Source organism: Altererythrobacter sp. CAU 1778, from assembly GCF_054482795.1.
Genome location: NZ_JBTLRP010000001.1, coordinates 1,318,072 through 1,333,488 on the forward strand (window position 1 = coordinate 1,318,072; position 15,417 = coordinate 1,333,488).

Sequence of the window (15,417 nt, forward strand, 5' to 3'; positions counted from 1 at the left end):
TTGATAGGGTGATCGACTTCTTAAAAGCTGAGGGGTTCCGGGACGCGCAGCAGCCGTTCGGTATCGGCTCAGCCACGTTTAGGTTCGATGTAGTTCTGACCGCCGACAAGACCCTGAACCTCGTCATCCTCCAAGATACATCGGCCGCTTCGATTAAGCGACTTCGCCGGGAGCTGCTGGCCTTCGGTCGGTCGTTGGATGTGCTGGGTTCTCGTCGCACTCTGACGCTCGTCTTGGTCGGAAAGCGGATCGATGCCGATGTCGCCGAAGACTTGTCGGAGATCTGCCGCCTCTTAATGGTGAGCGCGACCGCAGACGATACTCAGCTGCGAGACAGTCTTGCCGTGCTGCTGCCGCTTGAGTTACCCCCGACGACTGATCTGCAGGGTGACTGGAGCGCTGAGGTGCGCAAGCGCCTATCCGCCGACACCAATCGGGTAGCCGCAACCTACCTCTCCGCCGCCGAGCAGGGCGAGGCCGGGGTCCGCCATGAACTGCGCCGACGGATTGATAGTGCACTATCGGGCGGTCTGTCATGAGCGCACTGCTCACCGAGCTGGTCGTCACCAATTTCCGGAGCATCCGTGGGACGGTGTCCATCCCCCTCGACGCCCAAATTATCCTCATCCACGGTCCGAACGGGGCAGGCAAGACTAGCATCGCCACCGCACTCGAGCTGGCGCTTACGGGCGATGTAGCTGCGCTCCGACGGAACGACGACAACGTGCAGGCGCATCTGGTCAATCGTCATGCTGAGAGGGCAGAAATCAGCCTCAAAGTTTCGGGCGATTTGCGGCAAGAGACTAAATTGTCGGTTCGCAATGGCATCATCGACGGCAGGCCGCTGCTCGGGCGGGAACATCAAACCTTCTATTCCGACCGGTGTTACCTTTCACAATCAACCCTCGGACGCCTGCTCGACATCTATCAGATGCCTGCCTCCCGTGATCCGACCAACACCCCGCTCACGAACTTTGTGAAAAGCCTGCTGGGCCTCGACCAGCTCGAATCCCTGATCGACGGTCTCTATGCCGCCGGCGACAAACGCCGGATGGCGAAACTAAGCAGTGACTTTGATCGGGCAGATAATCTTCAGCGTCGCCTTGAGGCCGAGATGCGCGAGGTCAATGCACTCGACAATAGCGACGCGACGGAAATCGCGGAACTGCAGGATCGGCTGGCGCCACTTTGTGTATCGCTCGAACTTCCGGACGACCTGATCGCCGCCGCTAACCAGCTCGCTATTATTGACGGTCGTGATGCGTTGGCACGGGAGGTCGCGCGGGTGAACAGCGTCGTCAGCCTGCAGCACCAATGGTTGCAGCTGGCGACCGAGGACGATACCGTGAGCATCGCCGCGCTGGAGCGGGCAGAAGCCGAAGCAGCCAACGCTCTGACGCGCCATCGCCAGGGACCGGGAAAGCAGCTCGCTGGCGCCATCAACACACTGCGGTCTATCTTCCCCGATATTCCTAATCCCGACCAGAATGATCCGGAGGAAGCGCGCAGCGTAGCACTCGCGCTCGTGATTGACGAGATTACCCGGCTGGAAGGACTGGTCGCCACATCCGCGATTTCGACTCAAGCACTTAGGGTCACAGATGAGCACTTGCGGCAGCATCGCGCCCGACTAACGGTATTGGACACGCAGGTTGAACAGGTCGCCGGGGATACCGCAGGTCTGGGTCAGGCACTCGCCTCGCTGCTACCACATATCCATGACGACACCTGCCCGGTCTGCCACCGCGACTTCAGCGAAGTCCCTGGGGTCAATCTCAAGAACCATGTCGCGGAGGAGATTGCGCGGCTCGTCGGGCAGTCCGACCGGCTCAACGAACTTATCGCCGAGCGCAAGCAAGTGCAGGATCAAATCGCTCAAGCCGATCGCGCAAGGAGCGCCGACCAAGCTCGAGCATTAACCCAGACCGATCTGACCAGACATCAGCAGCGGCTTGCGACCTTGCGCTTGGCCAGATCCGAGCTGGAGGAACTGGCCGGCATTGCGGGGCAGGCGACGCAGCTTCGCGATCGCCATGCCGCGGCCGCCAGCCGGACAGGTCGGGCTCGGCTCAGGGATTCGACCAGCGGTGAGATCCGTGCGGCCCTTGCGGACTTGGCGGTCACGATCGCCGCGCCTGAGATCACTGATGCGGAACCAACAAATGACGTGCTCTCACGCTTGCTGACCGCTGTCGAGGCCCGGCGCGACAACGCCAAAAAGCAGGCCGAAGATCGCCAGTCTGCCGCGCGGATCATTCTCGATATTCAAGCCCGACAGCTCGAGAAGACACGGCGCGACGCGGAGAATATCGAGCGAAGACAGCGGCTCGAGCGGCTGAAGGCAGCCCAGCGTGTTGTGCGCACCGAACGCGACATGGCCAATCGTCTGCGTGCTGCAGCAAGCGAAGCGCGGACCGCGATCGTCGGCCGGGTGTTCAACGACCGCCTTAACACGATTTGGCGCGATCTCTTCGTCCGGCTCGCGCCCAATGAACCCTTTGTGCCCGCATTTGTCTTGCCGTCGAAGGACGGCGATCCAATTTCTGCGCTGCTGGAAACCGTGCATCGGGATGGCGGCACATATGGCCGTCCGGGCGCTATGCTGAGTGCGGGTAACCTGAACACCGCAGCATTGACCCTGTTCTTGGCACTACACCTGTCGGTCAATTCCCAACTACCATGGCTAGTGCTGGACGACCCTGTTCAGTCAATGGACGAACTGCATGTCGCACAGTTCGCCGCGTTGTTGCGAACACTTGCCAAGCGCGAGGATCGCCAAATCATTATCGCAATTCACGAAAGGCAGCTGTTCGATTATCTAGCTCTCGAATTCAGCCCGGCCTTTCCCGGCGACAAGCTCATCACCGTCGAGATCAGCAAGTCGCCCGATGGGTCGACCGACTATTCAACAAACGTGCTAGGCTTCGAGCCGGACCGCTTGGTCGCCTGAGCCTCCCGGTGTCGACAGCAACCGAAGTGGTCGATCAAGCTCCCGGAATCTAGTATCCGCTTTCCGGCGCTCGGAGCATAGAGCTCGAAATCTGAGCTCAGGGCGCTTTACGGACTGACCGCTTTTCCTAGGAGCTGCCCGTTAGCATGTGGGCCGGTAGCTGACAGGCGGCTTTAAGGAGCGCGACTTCTGACAGCAAACAGACCCCAAACGCGCATTTCGCTAAGCCCGATGTGTCGCGAATTCTAAGATTCTCTCCGCAGGCAACGCCGCTGAAACGGGTTTTAGCGCCGCCGTCACCCTCTCCTTCCAGCCAAGAGATTGTCATACCTGCACAACGCCCGTCACATAGGAGCACGGGGCAACCGCTACTGCCGGGCGCGACCAAGTTTGAGATAATGATCGCCGGCGACTTCTGAAGATAAAGGTCCGCAACCGCATTCACCTCGCCGCGGTGGCCCATCAGGACTGGCAATGCACCGGGCAAGTTCGGATAGCCCAGCGTGTAGACTTCATCGAACATGGCCACTGAACTGCTGAACCTGAATGTTGGAGCGGGCACGCTGTCGACCAGCGGCAACAGACCGAGATCGTAACGGTCAGAAAAGATCGGCTCTCCTGTGACTACCGTTTGGCCTGAAGCTGTTGTGACCGTCTGCATCTCGATGCCCGCGGCCGGATCAAGATTGTGACGACAGGTGACGACGAACGGGGTGCCTTCGTGGATGGTCTGCGCGATGAATCCGCTCCCCCGATACGGCTCACCATCCTTTAGCACGTCGATCGCCAGAAGCGCGCCACTGTAGCGATCGGCGAGGGCGGCGGGCGGTGCGAAGAGGTTTTGGAACGTGTCGCCCCGCAAGTGCTCCAGCAAGGTCGGAGTGTCGACCGCGTGGTCCACGAACGCACCCGGCATGTGGCCAAAGGCAGGCAGCACGATGCGAGCGGCAACTAGCCGCTGCCAGATGAAATTCAGCGGCCCCGTCTTGTAAGTCTCTCCACCGCAGATGAGCGCTTCGAGCAGCTCAAGCGAGAAGTAGCCGGACTCGGAAAGCTTCAGCTTCTCGGTTGAGTTCGGCCGGTGGTGGAAGCTGAGCCCCTTCGCGATGAGAGAATGATATTCAGAAGGCTCGTTGAACATCAGTCGTAGCCGTTGCTCTGCCAGGCGGATCATCGCTGCGGTAGGCGGGTCTAGGTAGGGGTGGGGTCTCATTCCCCGATCGATCCGCTATTGCCCGATCGATGACAAGCTCCAATCCCCGCCGCGCGATCGACCTAATGCTGGCCGCTATGTTCTGCCAACGCCACGCCGATCGGCGGCAGCACAGCTTCATGTATAGTCAGCCCGGACGGTCCCCCTTCATGGGCAGTGCCGGCTTTGAGGTGAACTACGACATTCGCGGACTGCTTCAGGCGGCACTCTTCATGCGTCGAAACGCGGCACCGCATCTCCGATCGCTGTCTGTGAGCGACGTCGAGCGCGCCCTTACGGACTTCATCAGCGTCAATTTCTGGATCATCGGCAATGAGGCATGGGACGGTTGTTTTCTAGGGCCCGGCCAAGCAAGCGATGCACCCTTCTCCACGTTCCTTACAGAGGCCACGAAGGAGCGTCTGGCTGATGCGATATCGGCATCTGATCTCTTTACCGAACCTCGCCATCTCTTCGCTTTCCCATTGTTGGTCGTGCGCGTCGATCAGGAGTTCGACTGCCCGGAGTTCCTCCTGGTTAAACCCGAAGGGTTGACGCTAGGTCGATTGCCACCGGGCTATGTCGATGCCGATCTACAGGTGGAGAGCTTCCCGCCCTTTCGGCGCTGGGATGGTGTTCGCAATTCTCCGGCGTCATGGCTCGGCGTGCGGGCAGGCACCCTAGAGGTGGCGAAGCGGAACCGGGCGGCCATCTTAGGCGCGGTCGCGCTCCTGCCTCACCGCCTCGAACGCTATCTCTTCACCGGCCGGAAGCTGTTCGGCGGCGTCTCCACATTCAACGGCTCACTTAGCATGACGAGCAGCGACCCCCATACTCCGGCACTATCGGAAGACGTTGTAATCGGAAGCGCAGATCATGCGTGGTTGGTCGTGCTGGCAGAAAAGATCGTCTCGCCAGTGAGGGTCGACAAGCGCCAAATGCGAGCGCTGGAGTATTTCTACCGCGCTTGGGTGCCCGATCCGACGCGCCGTTTTCCAACGCTGTTCGGAGCGCTCGACGCCATCTATGGGGACGCCGGAAGGGCCACGCAGAGCGTCATTGATGCTGTCGGGCCTGTCATGGGTCCGGCCTACGATTATGAGCGGCTGAAGCTCCTGCTCGGCCTGCGGGCGAGCGTCATCCACGGGGGTGCCCCGAACGTCTACGAGTCCAGCGACTATCATCGATACTACAAACGCTATGAGGAAGACGCGACGCGCGATCTTGAGGTCATCGTTGCGAGGTGTCTTCAGGAGGTAATTTTCGGATCGGTAATGCGGAGCGGCCCCATACCCATGCCGCGTTGATCAAGCAGCACACTGGACGGGACATCTAGGCTTCGGACCGCTGCGGACCAGCTATGATCTTCTTTGCCTGCAAGCGGACGTGGCCGAGCAAGCCGTGAACATCACCGATGGGCTTTGACAGTTCGAGACGGACGATGACGACCTGAAGCTGATCCAGATGCTCGGTATGCGCATCTCTGCGAGCAGCACGGGCCAAAAGCTGCCGTCCACTCTATTTGGATGAACGGCGGCTTTCAAGTCGCGTCGACGACTCTTCGAATGACCGAGATGAGGGCGCAAAGCTGACGCAGTTGCCCTTCATCAAATCCGATTCTTTGGTCTGCCTCGAGGCTTTCCAAATTTCTGATATTCGAGCGGCCTCAGGTTAAGAGATCGTTTCGGTATTTCGGGAAGTAGGCTGGCGAGAACCTCAACGAGTTCCACGAGCTCATGGGGTTCGAAGTCATCGTCGTAGTGTCGGCCCTCAGTATCATCTGGCTCATGGCCACCGAGTCCCTTGCGATGATGCTCGTCGAAAACTTTCAGTCCTGTTTCGCTTTCCTTGTCGCGAAGAACATTGAACCCGAGTGTGCGGATCGCTGGCACGTCGACGTCCTTGCGGCCTCTCTTTCTGGAGGTGCCGTTAGGGAAAAGCATTTTGCGCAGGGGAGCGAATAGATCCTTGTAGAAGCATTTTTCCGAATCCATAGTCGGGTGCTGGAACTCAGGAAAAAGTGCCTGATGGCCTGCTTCCCTAATTGCCTCGACATATTCGCGAAAGCCGAGTTCCAGCAGTTTGCTCGCTATGGGGACCTTGCGCGTTGAAGAAACCGTCTTGATGCGCCGCAGATTGGTTTCGCGAATACACAAGAAGGGCACGTCGCAATCGAGAACGACATCTGCGACACCTAGTCCAGCGATCTCGTTCGCGCGAGCGTGGAGATTACGAGCGGCAACACCCAGTAACTTCCGTCATGGATAACTTCATCGCCCGCCTCGAAACGTTTCCATAAACCAGCACACCCAAACCAGACAGGCGCTTCGAGCATCCGCCGCAACTCATTGGGTTGCCAAGGCAGCCGCCCGGAATTCCGTTTATGGTTGTTCTTTATGGCATGACGGTCGCCCTGTTTCTTCGGATTCACCAGTGTCTTGCGAACTGCTTTGAAATTCAGGCTTTTGGGAGCGAGGTCGGGATCATTGCCCTCCAGATGGGTGATGAGCGAACTCATCCAAGTCATGTGCTTGCGCTGCGTGGTTAGCGCTAGACCCACATATGGGAGCCCGTCGATATCGGCAGCAGTGGGATCTTCGTCCCATTTGGAGCGAAGAGCATCCCCGCGTTTCAGAGCTTCCTCGATCGTCTCCCGGATTTCTGTTCCGTTTTCATCTTTCCGCTTCCGTCCATAAACGACTGGCAGGCGAGCAAGGAGATCCTTCATGGCGATCAAGTGCTTCTGGGTGATTATATTTACCGGCATGTCTCCATTGGCCGCGATGAATATCCTTACCGCACCTTCGATGTCGCGCCTGCGACCTTCGTCCCAGGCGCCGTCCTTGATCTTCTTGTCTAGAGACTGTGTGGCGAATACGGAGAGCAGGGGTGCTTCGCGTGCTGGAACGCCCTGATCTGCTACAGTGGTCATCGCCTCCGAGGTATCTTTTGCGGGCTGGGTGGGGGCGGGACAGCGGGCACCGTCTCAACATCGGCCAGTTGTTCAAGATGCTGCGGTAGCGGCCAGACGTCGCCTTGAGGCAACGGCGATCCCAGCTCTTTGCAGGCCTCGATATTGGCGTTTCGGTAGGCCGCAGCTGCAATCCGCGCACATGCAGCAAGGTTTCGCTCGCTCGGCTCGATACCTTGGGCACGCAGGTCATCAGCGAGTTGTCCGATCGAAATCGGGCGCTGGTGCTTGTGGCGGCTTGCTATGGCGGCAAGCGCATCAGCATCGTTCTCGCCAAGACCACGCCCCACGAGTTCCTGATAGTTGTCCATGCTCGCATCGAGCAGCTTCGGTTCGGTGGCCAGTAGCGAGAAGTAACGGGCGTAGTGGCGATTGAACGCCAGATGATCATCGACCCGGCCTGGCTCCTGGAACTGCGACATGACGATCCGATCGAGCTCGCGCTCGAAGGCCTGCTTGTAGAGCGCGGGCATGTCGTCTGCCTTCACGCTGCGCCTCAGTATCGGCATCTGTTCCATCATCGCGTCCTTCGCCAGATCGAGTTCGGCTGCGCGCGAACGAGCCTGCTGGGGGCTCGCCGTGCGTAGCGACATTCTCACCATTGTATGACGGGAGGGAACAGAAGAGAAACGCAGGCGGGATTTCCACCAGAAGACGGGACCGCGACGATAGAGAGCCATGCCATTTGAACCTTGGCTGCGAGGAGCCGGGCAGGACACAGTGCGGGCACGATCTGTGGCACAATTTGTGGCACAATCGGTGCGCAAGATTCCCGACCGATTTCCTCGGTTGAAGGAAAACGGCCGAATTCTGGGGCTTATTGTCGGAAACGACGAAAAATGGTCGGGGAGAGAGGATTCGAACCTCCGGCCCCTGCCTCCCGAAGACAGTGCTCTACCAGGCTGAGCTACTCCCCGACCGGATGCGTTGCGGGGCGGACCCCGCGAGGCAGAGGCGGCGCTATAGGTGTGGATGGGCGGGGTGGCAAGCGGGCATTTTCGCGCTAGGTCACCAGCGATGAGCGAACACTTCGAACAGCAATATCTGGACCTCATGCGGCGCATCTGGGCAAGCGGGTCGGAACGGGTTGATCGCACCGGGATCGGTACGCGCTCCGTGTTCGGTTCGGTGCTGCGGTTCGATCTTTCCGATGGCGCCATGCCGCTGATCACGACCAAGCGCGTCTATTGGAAGACCGCGACTCGCGAGCTGTTGTGGTTCCTCACCGGCGAGACGAACATCCGTCCGCTGGTGCTGCAAGGCGTGAAGATCTGGAACGAGTGGCCCCACGCGAAATATGTCCGCGAGACGGGAGACGACATCTCGCTCGACGATTTCGTCCAGCGAATCGCAGATGACGAAACATTCGCCGCGCGCTGGGGCGACCTTGGCCCGGTTTATGGCAAGCAATGGGTGGACTGGCCGACCTATGAGCCGGCGGGCGAGGGCCTGTTCCGCGCCGGGCCCGGCATTAACCAGGTGCAGCTGGTCGTCGACAGTCTGCGCGACAATCCCGGTAGCCGCCGCCATATTATCGAGGGCTGGAACGTGGCGGAGCTGGACCGGATGGCATTGCCGCCGTGTCACAAGACCTACCAGTTCCATGTTGCGGACAGGCGGCTCAACGGCCTGCTCTACCAGCGCAGTTGCGACGTCGCGCTGGGTTTGCCGTTCAACCTGTGGTCCGCGGCGCTTCTCCAGCGGATGCTCGCGCAGCAGGCGGGGCTGGAGCCGGGCGAGCTGGTCTGGATGGGAGGGGACACGCATCTTTATCTCAACCACGCACATCTGATCGAGGAACAACTGTCGCGCGAGCCGCAGGGGCGACCCCGGCTCGAAATCCTGCGCAAGCCCGACTCAATGTTCGACTACGCACTCGAGGATTTCGAGGTTACCGACTACACGCCGCATCCGCCGATCAAGGCTCCTGTCGCGGTGTGATTTTGTCGTCGGAAACCTCACGTCTGGCGAGGCGCTATTCCAGTAGGGGCGCGCGGCTTGACCGCGACGGCTGCGCGCAATAAAATAACACTCGCGTAGAATTATCAAAGTCAGCCCGGTTCAAGGGCGGACTCGCGGGAGAAACCCATGGACGATCCGTCCGCGACGAGCCGGAGCAACCGGCCGCAACTCGAACTGCACGTGCCGGAGCCGCGCTTTCGCCCCGGCGATGAGGTTGATTATACCCACCTGAACGTTCCCGATGCCGGCGCGCAGCCGCGGCCCGACGAGGCGTGCGAGGCCAAGGACACGGCGCCGCTCTGCCACGACCTGATCCGGGTGCTCGGCGAAGACGATGCGGCGCACGGCCCGTGGGATCCGAAGCTCGACCCGGAAACGCTGCGAACCATGCTCGGCAACATGGCGATGGTTCGCGCTTTCGACGAACGGATGTTTCGCGGCCAGCGGCAGGGCAAGACCAGCTTCTACATGAAGTGTACCGGCGAGGAGGCGACCAGCGTCGCTGCCGCCATGGCGCTCGCTGCGGACGACATGGTATTCCCCAGCTATCGCCAGCAGGGCATACTGATCACGCGCGGCTACCCGCTGATCGAGATGATCAATCAGATCTATTCGAACAAGGGCGACAAGCTGAAGGGCCGCCAGCTGCCGATCATGTATTCGAGCCGCGAGCACAGCTTCTTCAGCATTTCCGGCAACCTCGCCACGCAGACACCGCAGGCGGTGGGATGGGCGATGGCGAGCGCGATCAAGGGCGACAGCCGCATCGCCGCAACCTGGGTGGGCGAGGGCAGCACGGCGGAAGGAGACTTCCACTCCGCCTGCACCTTTGCCACTGTCTATAACGCGCCGGTCATCCTCAACATCATCAACAACCAGTGGGCGATCAGCAGCTTCTCCGGTTTTGCAGGGGCGGAGCGCACGACCTTTGCCGCACGCGCGCTGGGCTATGGCCTTGCCGGTCTGCGAGTCGATGGCAACGATCCGCTGGCTGTCTACGCTGCCGAGAAATGGGCCGCAGACCGCGCCCGCGCCAATGGCGGACCGACGCTGATCGAACACTTTACCTATCGGGCGGAGGGGCATTCCACCTCCGACGATCCAACGGGCTATCGCAGCGCGCAGGAACGGACCGAATGGCCGCTGGGCGATCCCGTCATGCGTCTGAAGAAGCATCTCATCCGCTTGGGCGAATGGGACGAGGAACGGCAGGAGGCCATGGACGCCGACTGCGCCGACCGCGTGAAGAAGGCAACCAAGGAGGCGGAGGCCAACGGCATTCTCGGCCATGGTCTGCATCATCCCTTCCGCACCATGTTCGAGGACGTGTTCGAGGAGCTGCCCTGGCACCTGCAGGAACAGGCCAAGCAGGCGACCCGCGAACGCGAGATCAAATGGCCCGAGGGGAGGCCCAAGTCATGAGCGATACGGCAACATCGCCCGCTCCCGAAGCGGAAGTCAGGCCAGCCCGCCGGATCAACATGATCGAGGCTATAAACGAAGCGCTCGACGTCATGCTGGGCCGTGACCCCGACGTCATCGTGCTGGGCGAGGACGTCGGTTATTTCGGCGGCGTGTTCCGCTGCACCGCCGGGCTCCAGCAGAAGCACGGCAAGACCCGCGTGTTCGACACGCCGATTTCCGAATGCGGCATCATCGGGGTCGCGGTCGGGATGGGCGCTTACGGCCTGCGACCGGTGCCGGAAATCCAGTTCGCGGATTATATCTATCCGGGCCTCGACCAGCTTATCAGCGAGGCTGCGCGGCTGCGCTATCGTTCGGCGACCGAATATATTGCGCCGCTGACGGTGCGTTCGCCGTTCGGCGGCGGCATCTTCGGCGGGCAGACCCATAGCCAGAGCCCCGAAGCGATCTTCACGCACGTATCCGGCATCAAGACGGTCATTCCGTCCACGCCCTACGATGCGAAAGGCCTGCTGATCGCCGCGATCGAAGACAACGATCCGGTCATCTTCTTCGAGCCGAAGCGCATCTACAACGGACCGTTCGACGGGTATTACGACCGCCCTACCAAGGCATGGAAGAACCATCCCGACAGCGAAGTGCCCGAAGGCTACTACCGAATCGGCCTCGGCGAGGCGCGCCTGGTGACGCAGGGCGACGCGCTGACGGTGCTGGCCTATGGCACCATGGTCCACGTCGCCAAGGCCGTGTGCGAGGAGAAGGGCGTGCAGGCCGACATCCTCGATCTGCGAACGCTCGTGCCGCTCGACATCGGGGCGATCGAGACATCGGTGAAAAAGACCGGGCGCTGCCTAATCGTGCACGAGGCGACCCGCACCAGCGGCTTCGGCGCGGAGCTTTCGGCTTTGGTGACGGAGCGTTGCTTCTATCACCTCGAAGCGCCGGTGGAGCGCGTGACCGGTTTCGACACGCCCTATCCGCACAGTCTCGAATGGGCATATTTTCCCGGACCCGTCCGCATTGGCGAGGCCATCGACAAGATCTTGAGCGAGTAACGCGACCATGGCGAAATTCACATTCAACATGCCCGACGTGGGCGAAGGCGTTGCCGAGGCGGAAATCGTCGAATGGTACGTCAAGGTCGGCGATACGGTCAGCGAGGACCAGCACCTCGTCGACGTCATGACCGACAAGGCAACTGTCGACATCGAAAGCCCTGTCGACGGCAAGGTCGTGGAACTGGCCGGTGCGGTAGGGGACGAAGTCGCAGTCGGCTCCATGCTGCTGGTGATCGAGACCGAGGGCGGGGCCGACGATGGTGTGGGCGACGATGCTGCTCCCGCACCCAAGGCCGAGGTTGTCGAGGAGCGGATCGAGGTCGAGACGTCCGACGCGAGCGATGCTGACGATGCGATTGCTGCCGATCCCGCACCTGCGCCGACCCCGACTCCTGCTCCGCAGCGGGCCGCCGAAGATCATGCGTCTAAGGCGGAAGCCAAGGTTCTTGCCAGCCCTGCCGTCCGCAAGCGGGCGAAGGACATGGGCATCGACCTGGCGGAGGTGCGCCCTTCCGAGGAAGGCCGCATCCGTCACGCCGATCTGGACTCGTTTCTCGCCTACAACGCCGGCGGCGGCTTCGCCCCGGCGGGCAAGGCGCGCGCTGACGAGGAAGTGAAAGTCATCGGCCTGCGAAAGCGGATCGCCCAGAACATGGCCGCGGCGAAGCGCAACATCCCGCACTTCACTTATGTCGAGGAATGCGACGTGACCGAGCTGGAGCGCCTGCGCGCGCAGCTTAACGAAGCGCGCGGCAGCAAGCCAAAGCTCACCATGTTGCCGCTGCTGATCAATGCGATCTGTCGCACCTTGCCCGACTATCCGATGATCAATGCGCGCTATGATGACGAAGCAGGCATCGTGACCCGCCACGGTGCCGTGCATCTGGGCATGGCGACCCAGACCGATGCCGGGCTGATGGTACCGGTGATCCGCAATGCCCAGGCGCGCAACCTGTGGCAGCTGGCCAGCGAAATCATGCGACTGGCCGAGGCGGCACGCGATGGCTCGGCCAAGTCGGACGAACTTTCCGGTTCTACGCTGACGGTCACATCGCTCGGCCCCCTTGGCGGCGTAGCGACGACCCCGGTGATCAACCGCCCGGAAGTCGCGATCATCGGACCCAACCGCATCGTCGAACGCCCGATGTTCGTTAGCGACGGGCAGGGCGGGGAGCGCGTCGAGAAGCGCAAACTGATGAATATCTCCATCAGTTGCGACCACCGCGTGGTCGACGGCTACGACGCGGCCAGCTTCGTCCAGGATGTGAAGAAACTGATCGAGCAGCCGGTTCGCCTGCTCGCAGAGTAATCTCTATCGCACGACCGCGCTGTAGCTCAGCCGGTCGATGCCGGGCCGCACTTTCCAGCGAAGGTGCGTGACGCTCTCTGGCCGAACGGCGGCGAGCATCGTCCAGCTGCGGCCTCCGTCCGTCGAGACCTGCGTTTGCGGCACGCTGGAATCGACGAAGCGCAGCGTGCGCGGTACCGGGCTGGTCACGGTGAAGGGATCACGCCGGGCGCCGTTCCATTGCAGTACGGTGACGACACGGTCGCCGCTGCGCACGCTTTCAAGGCTTTCGACGGTGCGAATATCGCCCCGCTCGCCCTTGGCGACACGCTCCACGAACACGCTGCGCGCAATCTGCGGCGCTTGCGCGTACACAGGCCCTGTGAACATCGTCAGCATCGCCATCCAGGCCAGCATCCGTCGCATCGCAATTCCCCGTCGCAGACCGTCCGGCGGCCTGCTGCCTGTTTGCCGACAAGCCTTTCAAATATGGTTAACGCGGGGACAATTTCCGGCGCTGCGAGGGTGGGGGAAAATAACCGCAAAAATCCTAGCTGCGGGCCATTGACAGGAATCGGACCCTGCCTTAGTGGCGCGGCTCCCAAGTGGCACCGCTTGATTGTGGGCGGGTGTAGCTCAGTTGGTTAGAGTGTCGGCCTGTCACGCCGAAGGTCGCGGGTTCGAGTCCCGTCACTCGCGCCACTTGGGTAATTTCCTTATTTCTGATGCTTGTCGCAGAAGTAGGCGGTACGTCCGCCGACCTTCGTGCTGACTATGTTTCCGCCGCACTGGCGACACTTCGCGCCTTTCTTGCGATGCCGGATCAGCCAGTCATCGGGCAGCTTGCGGTAGACCGCTTCGGTTGCGACGACGGTCTTCAGAATGTCCTGCATCGACCGATGCAGTTTCCCGAGCAGGTCATCCGACAATTCGTCGGCCCGGCGTTCCGGGTGCAGGCCGGTCCGATACAGCGTTTCGTCTGACCAGAGATTGCCCACACCGGCCATCCTGTTCTGCGCCATGAGCGCCGATTTGATCGGACTGCGGGTCTTGCTGAAGGCCGCCCTGAACTCACTGACCGAGATTGCGAGAGCGTCCGGTCCGAGATCTTGTTCGGAGATATAGTCGTCCGGGTCGTCGATCACCCGCACGTGACCCAGCTTGCGCGGGCAGCGGAAGGCGAGGCGGCGATTGCCTTCGAAGGTGATCAGCAGTTTCGTGTGATCCGGCGGAGCGGCAGGCGCGTCGAATGGGATCAGCTTCCCGGTCATTCCAAGATGCACCGTCATCCAGGGTGCGGTAGTCGAACCGGCGAAAATGTTCTTCCCGTGCCGCCGCGTCTGCGTGAATTGCCGACCGACCAGCCTCGCGCGCTCGTTGTCGCCGGGCAGTTCGATATAGGTCACATCATTGCCCAGTTCGACGCGCTCGATCGTGCGGTTGAGGCACTCACGCTCCAGCGTCAGGCGCTGGGCTTCGTTTTCGGGAAGCTCCGGCATGAATGAGGAACACCCACCCGCCGGAGACGGTTCCTCAACCTGCCGGCGGGGGTGACCAGCGCCCGGTCTCCATCCAGATCAGAAACCGCTTTAGCGGCAACAGCCAGAGGATGCCCAGAACGAGGTAGACGATCGTCTGCGCCAGCGTGGGCCATCCGCCGATCAGGTCGGGCACGTAACGCGCGATCAGGACCGCATAGACGATCAGCGCCGCAATCAGCGCGAGAATGCCTACCGGAATGCGCCAGGTCGGGTTTTCACGCATCGAACGGGCCGTAGAAGCGAGTTGGCGTGGCAACGGCGGTCAGGCGCTGGTCGTGCGGTTCCATCGGCAGGACATCGACCTTCTGACAGTCCCAGGCAAGTCCGATTGCGGGAGTGCCCGGATGCAATGCCAGCCAGCGATCGTAATGCCCGCCGCCCTGACCGAGCCGCTGGCCACGCTCCGTAAAGCCGACCAGGGGAACGATCATCACATCGGGAACCAGAACTTGGGCATCGGGGCCCGGCTGTTTCGTGCCGAAGGTGCCGTTTTCCAGATCGGTTTCGCCGAACGGATCCGTCCATTCGGCAAACTCCATCTGCTCCCCCATGCGGGGAAGCGCAATACGATGGCCATGCTCCAGGAAATAACCCGCGTAGGCCTTGGTCGGCGCCTCGTCCTGCGTGGCGTGATAGAGGCCGACGACGGCTTCGGAAGGGATGATGGCAAGAAGTGGAGAAGGCGGATGGCGAAACACCAGCCCGCGCATGGCCTCCGGCAATGCGGCAACGTGCTCTGTGCGAGCCGCGCGCAAGGTCTTCCGCAAGGTCGATTTGTCCATAAGTGTCGGCAGGCCCCGGTCCGAAAGGCCGCAGATGCGGCTGTCGGTGCCGGCGGCCAGAAAATCAGAGTGACGGAACCACCATGGGTCGGTGCCAGTGAAATCCTCTGACGCCAAAACGTCAGGTGGGCGCCGTATGCCTTGGCCCCCAGGACGAACCCGTTAACCGAGACAGGGACAGCTCCCTAGGATTGCTTATAGCCTCAGGGATATTCGAACGGCTCGTGCCGGGCAGTCCCGCCGCAGCC

General features: G+C 61.3%; 15 protein-coding genes, 2 tRNA genes and 1 other RNA gene. 8 read left to right on the forward strand and 10 right to left on the reverse strand.

The annotated features are described in order from the left end of the window. Positions 1–8 precede the first annotated feature (8 nt). Entirely contained in the window at positions 9–539 is a 531-nt protein-coding gene (locus tag ACXYN8_RS06195) for a hypothetical protein (RefSeq protein WP_458888447.1), read from the forward strand. Next, on the forward strand, positions 536–2,950 hold the full coding sequence (locus ACXYN8_RS06200) for an AAA family ATPase (protein ID WP_458888448.1): 2,415 nt from the start codon (positions 536–538) through the stop codon (positions 2,948–2,950). Before ACXYN8_RS06195 ends, ACXYN8_RS06200 begins: the two co-directional genes overlap by 4 nt. A 127-nt stretch (positions 2,951–3,077) precedes the next feature. On the opposite strand, the gene ACXYN8_RS06205 is transcribed toward ACXYN8_RS06200, so the two are convergent. After that, positions 3,078–4,124, reverse strand: coding sequence for a S1 family peptidase (locus ACXYN8_RS06205; RefSeq protein ID WP_458888449.1), 1,047 nt, complete (start codon positions 4,122–4,124; stop codon positions 3,078–3,080). A 68-nt stretch (positions 4,125–4,192) separates the two neighbouring features. Between ACXYN8_RS06205 and ACXYN8_RS06210 the strand changes: the two genes are divergently transcribed. Further along, positions 4,193–5,449 carry a hypothetical protein gene (locus ACXYN8_RS06210; RefSeq protein WP_458888450.1) on the forward strand — a complete coding sequence of 419 codons (1,257 nt, stop codon included), beginning with the start codon at positions 4,193–4,195 and terminating at the stop codon, positions 5,447–5,449. A 300-nt stretch (positions 5,450–5,749) separates the two neighbouring features. On the opposite strand, the gene ACXYN8_RS06215 is transcribed toward ACXYN8_RS06210, so the two are convergent. The 4 genes from ACXYN8_RS06215 to ACXYN8_RS06230 all read right to left on the reverse strand — a co-directional run bounded on the left by ACXYN8_RS06215 (position 5,750) and on the right by ACXYN8_RS06230 (position 8,030). Further along, a complete protein-coding gene (locus ACXYN8_RS06215) occupies positions 5,750–6,298 on the reverse strand; it encodes a site-specific integrase (protein ID WP_458888451.1) in 549 nt (182 codons plus the stop codon). 38 nt (positions 6,299–6,336) lie between these two features. Continuing rightward, on the reverse strand, positions 6,337–7,074 hold the full coding sequence (locus tag ACXYN8_RS06220) for a hypothetical protein (protein ID WP_458888452.1): 738 nt from the start codon (positions 7,072–7,074) through the stop codon (positions 6,337–6,339). After that, positions 7,071–7,793: a hypothetical protein gene (locus ACXYN8_RS06225; protein WP_458888453.1), complete on the reverse strand. Its 723-nt coding sequence runs from the start codon at positions 7,791–7,793 to the stop codon at positions 7,071–7,073. The genes ACXYN8_RS06220 and ACXYN8_RS06225 overlap by 4 nt, the downstream gene beginning before the upstream one ends. A 160-nt stretch (positions 7,794–7,953) precedes the next feature. Next, positions 7,954–8,030 (reverse strand) — tRNA-Pro (locus ACXYN8_RS06230). 100 nt (positions 8,031–8,130) lie between these two features. Here ACXYN8_RS06230 and ACXYN8_RS06235 point away from each other — a divergent pair. The 4 genes from ACXYN8_RS06235 to ACXYN8_RS06250 all read left to right on the forward strand — a co-directional run bounded on the left by ACXYN8_RS06235 (position 8,131) and on the right by ACXYN8_RS06250 (position 12,867). After that, the gene (locus ACXYN8_RS06235; RefSeq protein WP_458888454.1) at positions 8,131–9,054 is read left to right on the forward strand and encodes a thymidylate synthase; all 924 of its coding nucleotides are present in this window, start codon (positions 8,131–8,133) and stop codon (positions 9,052–9,054) included. A 147-nt stretch (positions 9,055–9,201) separates the two neighbouring features. Then, positions 9,202–10,497 (forward strand): thiamine pyrophosphate-dependent enzyme, encoded by a 1,296-nt coding sequence (locus ACXYN8_RS06240; protein ID WP_458888455.1) that lies wholly within the window; start codon positions 9,202–9,204, stop codon positions 10,495–10,497. Further along, positions 10,494–11,555, forward strand: coding sequence for an alpha-ketoacid dehydrogenase subunit beta (locus ACXYN8_RS06245; RefSeq protein WP_458888456.1), 1,062 nt, complete (start codon positions 10,494–10,496; stop codon positions 11,553–11,555). The genes ACXYN8_RS06240 and ACXYN8_RS06245 overlap by 4 nt, the downstream gene beginning before the upstream one ends. A 7-nt stretch (positions 11,556–11,562) precedes the next feature. Further along, on the forward strand, positions 11,563–12,867 hold the full coding sequence (locus ACXYN8_RS06250) for a dihydrolipoamide acetyltransferase family protein (protein WP_458888457.1): 1,305 nt from the start codon (positions 11,563–11,565) through the stop codon (positions 12,865–12,867). 3 nt (positions 12,868–12,870) lie between these two features. On the opposite strand, the gene ACXYN8_RS06255 is transcribed toward ACXYN8_RS06250, so the two are convergent. After that, positions 12,871–13,272: a hypothetical protein gene (locus ACXYN8_RS06255; RefSeq protein ID WP_458888458.1), complete on the reverse strand. Its 402-nt coding sequence runs from the start codon at positions 13,270–13,272 to the stop codon at positions 12,871–12,873. 199 nt (positions 13,273–13,471) lie between these two features. Between ACXYN8_RS06255 and ACXYN8_RS06260 the strand changes: the two genes are divergently transcribed. Then, a tRNA-Asp gene (locus ACXYN8_RS06260) sits at positions 13,472–13,548 on the forward strand. A gap of 14 nt (positions 13,549–13,562) precedes the next feature. Here the strand turns inward: ACXYN8_RS06260 and ACXYN8_RS06265 are convergent. From ACXYN8_RS06265 to ssrS, 4 genes are all read right to left on the reverse strand, one after another. Then, positions 13,563–14,345 carry an Fpg/Nei family DNA glycosylase gene (locus ACXYN8_RS06265; protein ID WP_458888459.1) on the reverse strand — a complete coding sequence of 261 codons (783 nt, stop codon included), beginning with the start codon at positions 14,343–14,345 and terminating at the stop codon, positions 13,563–13,565. Positions 14,346–14,379: 34 nt separating this feature from the next. Next, positions 14,380–14,610, reverse strand: coding sequence for a DUF2842 domain-containing protein (locus ACXYN8_RS06270; protein WP_458888460.1), 231 nt, complete (start codon positions 14,608–14,610; stop codon positions 14,380–14,382). Continuing rightward, positions 14,603–15,169, reverse strand: a complete 567-nt coding sequence (locus ACXYN8_RS06275) for a 5-formyltetrahydrofolate cyclo-ligase (RefSeq protein ID WP_458888461.1) — start codon at positions 15,167–15,169, stop codon at positions 14,603–14,605. The genes ACXYN8_RS06270 and ACXYN8_RS06275 overlap by 8 nt, the downstream gene beginning before the upstream one ends. A 71-nt stretch (positions 15,170–15,240) precedes the next feature. Continuing rightward, a non-coding RNA gene (ssrS, locus tag ACXYN8_RS06280) (6S RNA) lies at positions 15,241–15,410 on the reverse strand. Between the last annotated feature and the right edge of the window lie 7 nt (positions 15,411–15,417).

Coding starts and splice junctions, on each gene's coding strand:
- ACXYN8_RS06200 (WP_458888448.1), top strand. CDS start 536: ATGAGCGCACTGCTCACCGAGCTGGTCGTCACCAATTTCCGGAGCATC.
- ACXYN8_RS06205 (WP_458888449.1), bottom strand. CDS start 4,124: ATGATCCGCCTGGCAGAGCAACGGCTACGACTGATGTTCAACGAGCCT.
- ACXYN8_RS06210 (WP_458888450.1), top strand. CDS start 4,193: ATGACAAGCTCCAATCCCCGCCGCGCGATCGACCTAATGCTGGCCGCT.
- ACXYN8_RS06220 (WP_458888452.1), bottom strand. CDS start 7,074: ATGACCACTGTAGCAGATCAGGGCGTTCCAGCACGCGAAGCACCCCTG.
- ACXYN8_RS06225 (WP_458888453.1), bottom strand. CDS start 7,793: ATGGCTCTCTATCGTCGCGGTCCCGTCTTCTGGTGGAAATCCCGCCTG.
- ACXYN8_RS06235 (WP_458888454.1), top strand. CDS start 8,131: ATGAGCGAACACTTCGAACAGCAATATCTGGACCTCATGCGGCGCATC.
- ACXYN8_RS06240 (WP_458888455.1), top strand. CDS start 9,202: ATGGACGATCCGTCCGCGACGAGCCGGAGCAACCGGCCGCAACTCGAA.
- ACXYN8_RS06245 (WP_458888456.1), top strand. CDS start 10,494: ATGAGCGATACGGCAACATCGCCCGCTCCCGAAGCGGAAGTCAGGCCA.
- ACXYN8_RS06250 (WP_458888457.1), top strand. CDS start 11,563: ATGGCGAAATTCACATTCAACATGCCCGACGTGGGCGAAGGCGTTGCC.
- ACXYN8_RS06255 (WP_458888458.1), bottom strand. CDS start 13,272: ATGCGACGGATGCTGGCCTGGATGGCGATGCTGACGATGTTCACAGGG.
- ACXYN8_RS06265 (WP_458888459.1), bottom strand. CDS start 14,345: ATGCCGGAGCTTCCCGAAAACGAAGCCCAGCGCCTGACGCTGGAGCGT.
- ACXYN8_RS06270 (WP_458888460.1), bottom strand. CDS start 14,610: ATGCGTGAAAACCCGACCTGGCGCATTCCGGTAGGCATTCTCGCGCTG.
- ACXYN8_RS06275 (WP_458888461.1), bottom strand. CDS start 15,169: ATGGACAAATCGACCTTGCGGAAGACCTTGCGCGCGGCTCGCACAGAG.